This window comes from Pseudomonas agarici (assembly GCF_001543125.1).
GTDB lineage: Bacteria > Pseudomonadota > Gammaproteobacteria > Pseudomonadales > Pseudomonadaceae > Aquipseudomonas > Aquipseudomonas agarici.
This window is the reverse complement of sequence record NZ_CP014135.1, coordinates 3,384,859-3,397,054: the sequence shown is the minus strand read 5'-3', so window position 1 is coordinate 3,397,054 and position 12,196 is coordinate 3,384,859. Positions and strand designations below refer to the sequence as shown.

Genomic DNA, 12,196 nt, shown 5'->3' with positions numbered 1-12,196 from the left:
TTAAGATGTCTCGCTCTTCAGTGACCCGCTTGAGTTCTGCTCGCAGACGACGCAGTTCAGCGTGCTGATCATCGTCCTGCTGCCGTTCTTCTTGAGGTTTGCTGTAGCGCTTTATCCAGGCGTAGAGGCTATGCGTCGACACGCCAAGACGGGCCGCTACATCAGCGACAGGCAGCTTCTTTTCGGTCACTTGATTGACCGCTTGGATTTTGAATTCTTCGGGATAACGCGGGTTGCTCATGGCACCTCCTGATTGGCCTCAGTTTAAGGCATGGAGGTGTCTACGGAACCTGGGGCGATTCATTGCGCTGTTCGATCCTGCTCAGCAAATCCAACAGATCGTGACGACTGATGTCGTAGATGGACCGCCCACCCAGCGTTGGCAGGACGTCTTTATTGAAGATTCTCAAGATTTGCGAGAGCGTGCTTTGGCGGCCCTCCTTCAGGCTCAGTCTGCGGAACTCCACCCACTGATCGAACACGGCCTCGAAGGTATGCTCTGTCGCAAAACGAACAGCACGGCGCTGCTGTTTTCGGTGCTCATAAGGATTGATGCCTTGGGCAACCAAGGCGCGCGCCTCGTCACGTCGTGTGCGCGCTTCTTTGAGGCTGATTTGCGGGTAACAACCCAAGGACATGCGCTTCTGCTTGCCCGTCCAGTAGTAACGGAAAAGCCAGATTTTTCCGCCGCTGGCCGTCACATTGAGCGTGAGACCATCGCTGTCACCGAGAGTGTAGTCATTACCAGTGATTCGGGCGTGCCGAACTGCCATTTCTGAGAGTGCCATCGCGAGCTCCTGAACAGAGTCAGGGCCAGATGCTCATCTCGCTACGCAAACTGCTCCAGCAACAAACCGATTCAGTGCGCATCAGAATCCTGGACTTAATCCTGGACTTAAACGCACCGGATAATGCTGGATTTCAGTGGTTCCCGCCGGAACGAAAAAAGGACCCGAAGGTCCTGATTTCAATCACTTACAGAATTCAGTGGAACTCTGCAGCGCAATATTTGGAGCGGGAAACGAGACTCGAACTCGCGACCCCGACCTTGGCAAGGTCGTGCTCTACCAACTGAGCTATTCCCGCGTCTTGGTGGAGCGCATTCTATAGAATCCACGCACCACGTCAACCTCTTGATTCAAAATAGTTTTATTTCTTTTCAGGATTTTCCGCATTGATCTTCAGATGCGGCCAGGCAGCCCGCAGATACTGCACCATCGACCACAAGGTCAGACCAGCGGCAATCATCAACAGGCTGTAGCCCACCAGAACCCAAAAACTGAAGTCCGACGGGTTGGCCAGCAGAATCACCAGCGCCAGCATCTGTGCCGCAGTTTTCCATTTGCCCATGTTCGATACGGCGACCTGCGCACGCTCACCCAACTCGGCCATCCACTCGCGCAGGGCCGAGACGACAATCTCTCGCCCAATGATCACCGCCGCTGGCAAGGTCAGCCAGAGGTTGCCATGCTCCTGCACCAGCAGGACCAGCGCCACCGCCACCATCAGCTTGTCCGCCACCGGATCGAGGAACGCCCCGAAGGGGGTGCTCTGTTCCAGGCGTCGTGCCAGGTACCCATCCAGCCAATCCGTCGCCGCAGCGAACGCGAACACCGAACTGGCCGCCATGTAGCTCCATTGGTATGGCAGGTAAAACAGCAAGATGAAGATTGGAATAAGTAAAACGCGTAGAACGGTGATCAGATTAGGGATATTCATCGGCACAACTGGCTACGAGGTGAGGGAGCATTCTACTCGCTGTGCAGATTTGCATAAATCAACTCCGCGAGCTTTTTACTGATCCCCGGTGCTTTGGCGATCTCGTCGATGCTGGCACGGGACAGCTCCTGCAAGCCACCAAAATGTTTCAATAGTTCACGGCGGCGCTTCGGCCCGACACCCGCCACCCCTTCCAGAGTCGAAGTCCGGCGGGTCTTGCCCCGTCGTGCACGGTGTCCGGTAATGGCGAAACGGTGCGCCTCGTCGCGAATCTGCTGGATCAGGTGCAGTGCCGGCGAATCGCCCTTGAGGGTGAACTCGTGAGCCGCATCGTTGAGGTACAGGGTTTCGAAACCAGCCTTGCGCGTGGCCCCTTTGGCCACCCCCAGCAGGATCAGGTCGGGCACCGCCAGCTCGTTGAGCACATCGCGGGCCATGGATAATTGTCCCTTGCCACCGTCCACCAACAGAATATCCGGTAACTTGCCCTCACCGTCCTTGAGCTTGCTGAAACGCCGGGTCAGCGCCTGATGCATCGCCGCATAGTCGTCGCCGGCGGTCACGCCCTCAATATTGTAGCGCCGATAGTCGGACTTGATCGGCCCTTCCGGCCCGAACACTACGCAGGACGCCACGGTCGCCTCGCCGCTGGAGTGGCTGATGTCGTAACACTCCAGACGCTGCGGCGATTCCTCCAGGTTCAGCACCTCGGCCAGCGCTTCGAAACGCGCGGCGACATGCTGACGGTTCGCCAGACGTGCGCCCAGCGCCTGCTCGGCATTGGTCACCGCCAGTTGTTGCCAGCGAGCCCGAGTACCGCGCACCCGGTGACTGATGCTCAACTCACGGCCACGCAACTCATCGATGGCGGCGATCAGGGTCGGGAAGTCTTCATGGACTACGTTGACGATCAGCTCGCTGGGCAGGTCGCGTTCGGGGCTGCTGATGAAGTACTGCCCGAGAAATGCCGCCATGACTTCGGAAACATCTTCATCGATCCCGACTTGCGGGAAGAAGTTCTTGCTGCCCAGGACCCTCCCGCCACGCACGCTGATCAGGTGCACGCAGGCGCCACCTGGGTTGACGAACGCGGCGATGACATCGACATCGCCGGTACCACCTTCCATGCTCTGCTGGTCCTGCACCCGCCGCAGCAGCGAAATCTGGTCGCGCAATTCGGCCGCCCGCTCGAAATCCAGGGTACTGGCCGCCAGCTCCATGCCAACATTGAGTTCGTCGGTCAGGGCGTTGCTGCGACCTTCCAGGAACATCACCGAATGGCGCACGTCCTCGGCGTACTCCTGCGGTTCCACCAGTCCGACACAAGGCGCCTTGCAGCGTTTGATCTGGTACTGCAGGCACGGGCGCGTGCGGTTTTTGTAGTAGCTGTCCTCGCACTGGCGCACATGGAAGGTCTTTTGCAGCAACGCAAGGCTTTCTCTGATCGCTCCGGCACTCGGGTATGGCCCAAAGTACTTGCCCTTGAGTTTCTTCGCCCCACGGTGAATGCTCAGGCGCGGGTAATCGCCGGCCGAGAGAAAGACGTAAGGATAGGATTTGTCATCGCGCAGCAGAATGTTGTATGGAGGCCGCCACTCCTTGATCAGCGTCTGCTCGAGCAACAACGCTTCGGTTTCGTTGGCGGTGATGGTGGTTTCCACCTGGGCGATACGCGCCACCAGGGCCATGGTCTTCGGAGCGAGGCCGGTCTTGCGAAAATAGCTGGCGAGGCGATTCCTCAGGTTCTTGGCCTTGCCCACGTAAAGCAAGCGCGCATCGCTGTCGAACATGCGATACACACCGGGACGTCCACTGCAGGTGGAAAGAAAAGCACTTGAATCGAACAGATTAGTCATTGTCAGCCGGCATCGATCATGCCATGGCGAACCGCCAGGAGCGTCAACTCAACATCACTGCTGACCGACAGTTTCTCGAAAATCCGATAACGGTAGGTATTCACGGTTTTCGGCGACAGGCACAGCTTGTCGGAGATGATCTGTACCTTCTGACAACCGACAATCATCAAGGCAATCTGGATCTCCCGCTCGGACAAGGCGTCGAATGGCGAGTCGCTGGCCGGCTGGAAGGATTTGAGCGCCAACTGCTGGGCGATTTGCGGGCTGATGTAGCGTTGTCCGGCGAACACCAGGCGAATCGCCTGGACCATTTCCGCCAATCCCGCCCCCTTGGTCAGGTAACCCGCAGCACCGGCTTGCAGCAGGCGCGTCGGAAACGGGTCTTCTTCACACACAGTAACCGCCACGACCTTGATATCAGGATGGCTACGCAGCAATTTACGTGTGGCTTCAAGCCCTCCGATGCCCGGCATCTTGACGTCCATCAGCACTACATCAGGCTTGAGTTCCCGCGTTTTGAGCAGGGCTTCCTCTCCCGACTCCGCCTGGCCTACAACCTGCAGGCCATCGATGTCAGCGAGCATCCGAGTAATGCCTGTACGCACAAGATCATGGTCATCGACAACTAGCACCCTAATCAAGCAGACACCTCGCGAATATGGTCTTATCAGGTTATTGAGCACCTTAGCAAAAAACCGTGGGCCAGACCTAGCTACAAGCGTCACATAAAAGCGTGTGAACGCACTGTAAGCACCCGCAGGGTCGCAAACGCTTGCGATCAATGCGCAAATGACTCACGAACCACCCGATCCCTTGTTGCCCCTGGTGCCATAGACGGCGATGGCTTCGGCCAGGGTCGCAGTCAACTGGCTGATCGCTTCCTGATCTTCTTTGCGCAGCGCGCGGTAGCTGCCCAGAACCTTCTCTTCGTTAGAGTTGAGGTTGTCCACCAGCGTGGGCGTTCGGTTGTTGGTCAGGACATACAACACATCGACGCCACGCGCGGCCACGCGTGACAAATAATCCGCCTTCGGTGCACGATCACCACTTTCATATTTACCCTGAGCGTTAGCCTCAACGCCTCCGATTTCGCCAAAAGCCTTCTGCGACAATCCGAGTCGCTCCCTCTCTTGTCGCAACCGCGAACCAATTCCACTCATTTGAATGTAAAATCCCAGTTTAGGCACCCCTAAGGATGGTATACTCAGCACGATTTGAACAAAATTGAACGGTTTTGAACTATGCCCGGTATTCGCACTGCCGCACAAGCCAAGGCTTGGCTGGAACATCAAGGGAAATCGGTTCAGGAGTTTGCACGCGAGCATGGTGTCGACCCGGCAACCACCTATCAAGTACTCGCTGGGCGAAAGAAGGGACGCCGTGGGGAAGCCCATAAGGTAGCGGTCCTGCTGGGCATGAAAGACGGAATCATCCTTGAAACCGACAATCAGGCTAGTGAATAAGCCAGCCTGATCAAGCCAGTATGCGCCTCAAAATATCAAGGGGTAGGTTAAATCCGAAAATACCATCAGTCGGATCCTATGCCCGCTTTCAAGGCCGAAGTGCTCATGCGAAAGAAGCATTCATCCTCCCCGACGACCTCCATCCCCACGCGCTGATAGAGCTGTCTTGCGGGGTTGCTCTTGAAGACGCTCAGCCGCATTTCCGGTCGACCTTCCCTGAAGGCGATATCACGGGCCTGGGCAATCAACCAGCTACCCAACCCTTGCCTGCGCGCTGTCTCGACCAGTTGCAGCTCGCGTATATAGAGAGCTCTCGGGTCCCGGCTGAAACTGACAAAACCCAAGACCTGCGAACCCTCGCACAACAAGGCGTTCTGCCGCCCGGCCCAAGCCACATCGAAGGCCTCTTCCTGCCAGAGCAAGTCGTACTCACGGTAATACGCCAGCATGTTGCGACGCGTCAGCGTCCGGGCAAACGCCAGGTCCGCTTCGGTCGCCGGTCGAAAACGCCAGTCCCGATTCACCATCGCTCAACCTCCACCACCTCGCCACGCCAGTGACCGCCAGTACATCGCCCGATCACCAACATCCCTCCCAACCCCATCGCGGCAATCACCCGCGCTGCGTCCAGATCACAATGCGCCCGGTCGACTGCCAACCACCCACAGCACCGCCATGATTGGCCATCAGCACTGCCCTGGCATGTTCACCAGCGTACCCTTCCAATAATGTGCTATCCGGTACATAACCGCCGCTGGCGATCAACAGGCCGGCTGCATACAGATTAGCGCCAGATTGCGCAGCATGCTGGACGTCCCTTGCGTGGGAAAAGTCAGCGCAGACTGACGGAGTGACAGCGTCGTCGTCGATGGCCAAGGCGGCGCCCGCTTTTCCGGGGAAAACGCTGGATATAACCCGGCCGGTGCGTCATACACCTTTAGCGCATTTTAAGTCATGGCGATTGCTCGATATGGCCTATAGAAATTTCTAATTGAACAGGTTCCTACCCCTCGAGTAAGCTCGCTGACATTCCATCGGAGACGGACCATGCACCCTGTTCATTTCGCGCCTTGCCACACCGTCAGCGCCTCGCGTTCGTCGGCGGCTGCCCGGATGAACGGTGTCGGTGCATCCACAAGCTTTTATTTTGGGTATTGGTTTAGCCACTGGCGCGCCTGATACCCAACCGGCGCCCACTACTCAAGGGTCGCCTACCAGAGAACTCTCAACCCCCGGTCGGCCTCCCGACCGGGGGTTTTGTTTTTTCAGCGCACTGTTTTTTCAACAGATTGCTCAACCAGATATTTTGAATCGAGGAATACCGACATGAACGACGCCACCGACTACCGCTACGAATCCACCATCGCCTGGCGATTTAGCAACCTCCGCTCGGGACAGCTCGCCGCCTCCGAACGGTCACGCACAGGTGGCAAGCACACACTCGTAGCCAATCCGGCTGTTGATTGTCGAACACCCCAGTAGGGCCGCGCGCGGGAAGACCCGCCGCCCGCCCAGGAAGCCCGAATATGAATGCGTCACTCCCGGCTCTGCCACTGTCCACGTTGTCGTCCGCCAACGAGTCGCTGACCCAGCGCCTGCCCAGTGCCCTGCAACTCAAACAACATCTGCCGCTCAATGCGCTGCTGGGCGAACAAGTCGCCAAGCACCGCCAGGCGGTGCGCGCCATCCTCGACGGTGACGACCCGCGCCTCCTGGTGATCGTCGGCCCCTGCTCGATCCACGACCGGCAATCAGCCCTCGAATACGCCGGCCATCTGGCCAACCTGGCCAATGATGTCAGCGACCAGATGCTTCTGGTGATGCGCGCCTATATCGAAAAACCGCGCACCACCGTCGGCTGGAAGGGCCTGGCCTACGACCCCCACCTGGACGGCAGCGACGATATGGCGGGCGGCTTGGCGCTGTCTCGCGAGTTGATGCGCGAAATACTGCGCATGGGCCTACCGATTGCCACCGAACTGCTGCAGCCCATGGCCGCCAGCTACTTCGATGACCTCCTGAGCTGGGTCGCAATCGGTGCCCGCACCACCGAATCGCAGATCCACCGGGAAATGACCAGTGGCCTGCCAATGCCCGTGGGCTTCAAGAACGGCACCGATGGCAGTGTCGGCATCGCCGCTGACGCCATGCGCTGCGCTGCGCATCCACACCGCCACTTCGGCGTCGACAGCCACGGCCATCCGGCGATCATCCAGACCCGTGGCAATCCCGACACTCACCTGGTGCTGCGCGGCGGTCATCGCGGCCCGAACTACGACGCCCAAAGCGTTGCCCGAGCCCGGGCAGACCTGGAGAAGCAAACCATTGCAGTGCGAATGATGGTCGACTGCAGTCATGCCAACAGCGGCAAGGACCCGCTGCGCCAACCGGCGGTGTTCGCCGATGTACTCGAACAGCGCCTGCTGGGCGACCGCTCGTTGATCGGGATGATGCTGGAGAGCCATCTGTTCGAAGGCTGTCAGCCGTTGAGCGGTGCATTGAAATACGGCGTGTCGATCACCGACGGCTGCCTGGGTTGGAAGGCCACCGAGCAGATGCTACGTGCCGCCGCCCAGCGCTTGCGCTACCCGCCCGCGGCCAAGGCGGTAGTCGCCTGACCCCTCGGAGTGTGGGTCGACTGACTTCCCCCCGAATGTCCCAGAACTTTTGCCGGGAAAAACCGGCTTGAATCCGGTAATCTCAGCACTTTCTTGAAAGGAGCATCTCCCCATGGCCAAAGCCACTGCCCGTCACATCCTGGTTAGCACTGAAGCCAAGTGCAACGAACTCAAGACCCTAATCGACGGCGGCGCCGATTTCGCAGAGATCGCCAAAGCGAACTCGACGTGCCCTTCCAGTCGTCAAGGCGGTGACCTGGGCTCCTTCGGTCCCGGCCAGATGGTCAAGGAATTCGACACCGTGGTTTTCAGCGCTCCGATCAACACCGTGCAAGGGCCGGTCAAAACTCAGTTCGGCTATCACCTGCTGGAAGTCACCAGTCGCCAGGATTGATCCCGCGGCCTGCCACGCAGCCTCCTGTGGCGAGGAGGCTTGCTCTCCTGGCGTCGATCACTTCGGTATATCAGACAGAACGAAGTGACCGATTTTACGACTGCTTGGCAGTCGAGCGCGGCGAGCAGGCGCCCCGACAAGCCCGCTCACCACACCACCCCGATACTTCGAACCGTCTTCAAGGCTGATGATGCGACTGGCTCTATCCCTGACATTTACCGTCCTGACCCTGTTCGCGGGGTCACGGGCTTTCGCCGCCACCGCGCAACATGCACTGACGGTCTACGGCGAACCGGCCAAGTACCCAGCCGATTTCAGCCACTTCGACTACGCCAACCCCAATGCCCCCAAAGGCGGCAGCCTGAAGCGCTCGGCCATCGAGATCGGCCAGTTCGATCACGTGCTGCCCTATGTCGACAAAGGCATCGGCGTTTCGCAGGTCGACGGCTGGATCTATTCACCGCTGGCCGTGCGTTCCCTCGACGAGCCCTACACCGTCTATGGCCTGGTCGCGGAAAAAATGCAGCGCTCCGATGACGGCCTGTCCCTGCGATTCTTCCTCAACCCCAAGGCGCGCTTCGCCGACAACACACCGATCACTGCCGAAGATGTGCGCTACACCTTCAACCTGCTGATGAGCGAAGGCAGCTTGAGCTATCGCCTGCAGTTCGAAGGGATCAAGGATGTCCAGGTTGAATCGCCGACCCAAGTCCGCTTCGATTTCAAGAACACCGAGAACCGTTCGCTGCCACTGGATATCGCAACCCTGCCGGTACTTCCACAGCACTGGTGGAAGACCCGCGACTTTGCCGATGGCGGCGGCTACGAAGCACCGTTAGGCAGCGGCCCGTATCGGGTCGGCAAGATCGACTCTGGCCGCAGCATCACCTTTGTCCGCAACGCCGATTGGTGGGGCAAGGACCTGCCGGTCAATCGCGGTTTGTACAATTTTGACCGTTTCAGCATCGAATACTTCGGCGACACCGATGTGGCCCGCCAGGTGCTGCGCGGCGGTGCCTACGACTACAACCGCGAATTTTCCGCCACCGCCTACTCCATCGGCTACGACAGCCCGGCCTTGAGCGACGGTCGCCTGCAAAAAGCCCACCTGGCGCAAGAGTCGCCGCAGCCGGCTCAGGGCTACGTGTTCAATCTGCAAAAGCCACTGTTCCAGGATCGCCGTGTGCGTCAGGCCCTGGCCATGCTCTGGGACTTCGAGTGGAGTAATCGGCAGATGATGCGCAACATGTACCTGCGCCAGCAGAGCTTCTTTTCCAATACGCCCTTGGCGGCCCGCGAACTGCCCGACAAGGCGGAACTGGCGATCCTCGAACCGTTGCGCGGGCAGATCCCCGAGGAAGTCTTCACCCAGGTCTTCGAAGCCCCCAAGACCGATGCCAGCGGCAACCTGCGGGACAAGCAGTTGCAGGCCCTGGCCCTGTTGGAACAAGCCGGCTGGAAACCCGACGGCGACCAGTTGGTCAACGCCCAGGGCGAACCGTTGAGCTTCACCTTCCTCAATGCCCAAAACGGCTTGGAGCGCCTGCTTCTGCCCTACAAGCGTAACCTGGCACAAATTGGCATCCGCATGAATATCCGTCGCATCGACGCCTCGCAGTATGTCAATCGCCTCAAGGCCCGCGACTACGACATGATCGTCAGCGGCTACCCGGTCAGCACCTCGCCGGGAATCGAGCTGTACAACTTCTTCGGCTCCTCGGCGGCCAACGATCCTGGCTCGAACAACTTTATGGCCCTGCGCAACCCCGCCGTGGACAGCCTGATCAGCGGCCTGATCAAGTCCGATACGCAGAAGCAGATGCTCAGCTACGCCCATGCCCTGGACAGGGTATTGCAATGGAATTACTACTGGATTCCCAACTATTATCCACCGGGGATCTCGACGGTCTGGTGGAACCGCTTCGGTATTCCACCCGTGCAGGCCAGCAATGACGCCGCCGTCGAAACCTGGTGGGAAGTCAGCCCGACGCCGCTGACCAACGAGCAGATGACCGCCGAGCTGATCAAGCGCGGCCACAGCGAAGGAGGCCATTGATGCTGGCCTATATCCTGCGGCGCCTGTTGTTGATCATCCCGACGTTGCTGATGATCCTGTTGGTCAACTTCGTGATCGTCCAGGCTGCCCCCGGCGGTCCGGTGGAACAGGCCATCGCCCGCTTACAAGGGCTGGGCGGCACTGGCGGCGCCATCGGTGGCGCAGGTGACTCGTTGCACGGTTCGTCCAGGGCCAGTCGTGGCCTCGACCCGAAGCTGCTTGCCGATATCGAACGCCAATACGGCTTCGACCAGCCAGCGCCACAACGTTTCTGGCTGATGCTCAAGAGCTACGCCAACCTGGATTTCGGCAAGAGTTTCTTCCGCGGCGCCCAGGTCACCGACCTGATCCTGGAAAAAATGCCAGTGACCATTTCCCTTGGCCTCTGGGCCACGCTGATCACCTATCTGGTGTCGATCCCCCTGGGTATTCGCAAGGCCATCCGCCACGGCAGTCGCTTCGATATCTGGAGCAGCACGGCCATTGTCCTGGGCTATGCCATGCCGGCCTTTCTGTTCGCCATGCTGCTGATCGTGACCTTCGCCGGCGGCACTTCGCTGAACTGGTTCCCGGTCCGCGGCCTGGTCTCGGACAACTTCGATCAATTGTCGACCCTGGGCAAGATCGCCGACTACTTCTGGCACCTGGTGTTGCCAGTGACCTCATTGGTGATCGGCGGCTTCGCCAGCCTGACCATCCTGACCAAGAATTCGTTTCTCAACGAGATCACCCGCCAGTACGTCGTCACCGCCCGAGCCAAGGGCCTGAGCGAACGGCGCGTGCTCTATGGCCACGTGTTCCGCAATGCCATGCTGTTGGTGGTCTCGGGGATTCCCCAGGCCTTTATCAGCGTGTTCTTCGCCGGCTCGCTGTTGATCGAGGTGATCTTCTCCCTCGACGGCCTCGGTCGCATGAGCTACGAGGCGGCAGTGTCCCGCGACTATCCGGTGGTGTTCGGGTCGTTATTCATCTTCACCCTGTTCGGCCTGCTGATAAAACTGCTCGGTGATCTGTGCTACACCCTGGTCGACCCGCGTATCGATTTCGCCGCGAGGAACGCCTGATGCTCAGACTTTCGCCCATGAGCCGGCGCCGCTTCGACCGTTTCAAGGCCAACCGCCGTGGCTGGTGGTCGCTGTGGCTGTTCGCCGCACTGTTGCTCCTGAGCCTGGGCGGTGAACTGATCGCTAACGACAAGCCGTTGGTACTCAACTACCAGGGCTCACTGTATTTTCCAGTGTTCAAGCGCTACACCGAGCAGGAGTTCGGCGGCCAGTTGCCGTTCCAAGCCGACTACCGTAGCGACTACGTGCGCCAGTTGATCACCAAGAACGGCGGCTGGATGTTGTTCCCGCCGGTCCCGTTCAGCGCCGACACCCCCAACTATGACCTCGACAAGCCAGCCCCCAGCCCACCGACCACGGTGAACTGGCTGGGTACCGACGACCAGGCCCGCGACGTGCTGGCCCGCGTGATCTTTGGCGCGCGGGTATCGATCCTGTTCGCCCTGGCCCTGACGGCTATCAGCGCGCTGATCGGTATCGCCGCCGGCGCGCTGCAGGGCTACTACGGCGGTTGGGTCGACCTGCTCGGCCAGCGCGTGCTGGAAGTCTGGTCCGGGTTGCCGGTGCTGTACCTGCTGATCATCCTGTCGGGCTTCGTCGAGCCGAATTTCTGGTGGCTGTTGGGGATCATGGCACTGTTTTCCTGGCTGGCCCTGGTCGACGTGGTGCGCGCCGAATTCCTCCGTGGGCGCAACCTGGAATACGTCAAGGCCGCCCGCGCCCTGGGCCTGAGCGACCGCAAGATTATCCTGCGCCATATCCTGCCCAACGCCATGAACGCCACCCTGAGCTACCTGCCGTTCATTCTCACCGGCGCCATCTCGACCCTCACCGCCCTGGATTTCCTCGGTTTCGGCATGCCCGCCGGCAGCGCTTCGCTGGGCGAACTGATTGGCCAGGGCAAACAGAACCTGCAAGCCCCATGGTTGGGATTCACCGCTTTTTTCACCCTGGCGCTGATCCTCTCCTTGTTGGTCTTTATCGGCGAGGCGTTGCGCGATGCCTTTGACCCCCGCTCATGAACAA

Annotated in this window: 14 protein-coding genes, 1 tRNA gene and 1 pseudogene; 7 read left to right on the top strand and 9 right to left on the bottom strand. The window is 59.5% G+C overall.

Annotated features, from left to right (window positions below):
• The 7 genes and pseudogenes from AWM79_RS14865 to AWM79_RS14835 all read right to left on the bottom strand — a co-directional run.
• Window positions 1–241 (bottom strand): transposase (locus AWM79_RS14865; protein ID WP_060783151.1); only part of this gene is annotated, 241 nt, incomplete at its 3' end.
• Between the two features lie 64 nt (window positions 242–305).
• Window positions 306–788 (bottom strand): annotated as a pseudogene (locus AWM79_RS14860) (tyrosine-type recombinase/integrase); the annotation flags it as partial.
• A 222-nt stretch (window positions 789–1,010) separates the two neighbouring features.
• Window positions 1,011–1,086, bottom strand: a tRNA-Gly gene (locus AWM79_RS14855).
• A 63-nt stretch (window positions 1,087–1,149) separates the two neighbouring features.
• Window positions 1,150–1,719, bottom strand: a complete 570-nt coding sequence (gene pgsA / locus AWM79_RS14850) for a CDP-diacylglycerol--glycerol-3-phosphate 3-phosphatidyltransferase (protein ID WP_026013470.1) — start codon at window positions 1,717–1,719, stop codon at window positions 1,150–1,152.
• Window positions 1,720–1,751: 32 nt separating this feature from the next.
• Window positions 1,752–3,575 carry an excinuclease ABC subunit UvrC gene (uvrC, locus tag AWM79_RS14845; RefSeq protein WP_060783149.1) on the bottom strand — a complete coding sequence of 608 codons (1,824 nt, stop codon included), beginning with the start codon at window positions 3,573–3,575 and terminating at the stop codon, window positions 1,752–1,754.
• A gap of 2 nt (window positions 3,576–3,577) precedes the next feature.
• Entirely contained in the window at window positions 3,578–4,216 is a 639-nt protein-coding gene (gene gacA / locus AWM79_RS14840) for a response regulator transcription factor GacA (RefSeq protein ID WP_026013468.1), read from the bottom strand.
• 153 nt (window positions 4,217–4,369) lie between these two features.
• Window positions 4,370–4,735, bottom strand: coding sequence for a helix-turn-helix domain-containing protein (locus AWM79_RS14835; RefSeq protein WP_039792967.1), 366 nt, complete (start codon window positions 4,733–4,735; stop codon window positions 4,370–4,372).
• 81 nt (window positions 4,736–4,816) lie between these two features.
• Here AWM79_RS14835 and AWM79_RS14830 point away from each other — a divergent pair, with 81 nt between their 5' ends.
• Entirely contained in the window at window positions 4,817–5,038 is a 222-nt protein-coding gene (locus tag AWM79_RS14830; protein WP_060783148.1) for a DNA-binding protein, read from the top strand.
• A gap of 65 nt (window positions 5,039–5,103) precedes the next feature.
• Here the strand turns inward: AWM79_RS14830 and AWM79_RS14825 are convergent, their stop codons facing one another.
• Together AWM79_RS14825 and AWM79_RS14820 are read right to left on the bottom strand one after the other, a co-directional pair.
• Window positions 5,104–5,562, bottom strand: coding sequence for a GNAT family N-acetyltransferase (locus AWM79_RS14825; protein ID WP_082712689.1), 459 nt, complete (start codon window positions 5,560–5,562; stop codon window positions 5,104–5,106).
• Window positions 5,563–5,650: 88 nt separating this feature from the next.
• Window positions 5,651–5,914, bottom strand: coding sequence for a hypothetical protein (locus AWM79_RS14820; protein ID WP_017134381.1), 264 nt, complete (start codon window positions 5,912–5,914; stop codon window positions 5,651–5,653).
• Between the two features lie 450 nt (window positions 5,915–6,364).
• Here AWM79_RS14820 and AWM79_RS25300 point away from each other — a divergent pair, with 450 nt between their 5' ends.
• From AWM79_RS25300 to AWM79_RS14795, 6 genes are all read left to right on the top strand, one after another.
• On the top strand, window positions 6,365–6,520 hold the full coding sequence (locus tag AWM79_RS25300) for a hypothetical protein (RefSeq protein ID WP_167375431.1): 156 nt from the start codon (window positions 6,365–6,367) through the stop codon (window positions 6,518–6,520).
• Window positions 6,521–6,564: 44 nt separating this feature from the next.
• Window positions 6,565–7,656, top strand: coding sequence for a 3-deoxy-7-phosphoheptulonate synthase (locus AWM79_RS14815; RefSeq protein ID WP_060783146.1), 1,092 nt, complete (start codon window positions 6,565–6,567; stop codon window positions 7,654–7,656).
• Between the two features lie 112 nt (window positions 7,657–7,768).
• Entirely contained in the window at window positions 7,769–8,050 is a 282-nt protein-coding gene (locus tag AWM79_RS14810; protein WP_017134379.1) for a peptidylprolyl isomerase, read from the top strand.
• 190 nt (window positions 8,051–8,240) lie between these two features.
• The gene (locus tag AWM79_RS14805; RefSeq protein ID WP_060783145.1) at window positions 8,241–10,106 is read left to right on the top strand and encodes an extracellular solute-binding protein; all 1,866 of its coding nucleotides are present in this window, start codon (window positions 8,241–8,243) and stop codon (window positions 10,104–10,106) included.
• A complete protein-coding gene (locus AWM79_RS14800) occupies window positions 10,106–11,170 on the top strand; it encodes a microcin C ABC transporter permease YejB (RefSeq protein ID WP_060783144.1) in 1,065 nt (354 codons plus the stop codon). The genes AWM79_RS14805 and AWM79_RS14800 overlap by 1 nt, the downstream gene beginning before the upstream one ends.
• A complete protein-coding gene (locus AWM79_RS14795) occupies window positions 11,170–12,192 on the top strand; it encodes an ABC transporter permease (RefSeq protein ID WP_060783143.1) in 1,023 nt (340 codons plus the stop codon). Before AWM79_RS14800 ends, AWM79_RS14795 begins: the two co-directional genes overlap by 1 nt.
• The last annotated feature ends 4 nt before the right edge of the window (window positions 12,193–12,196 follow it).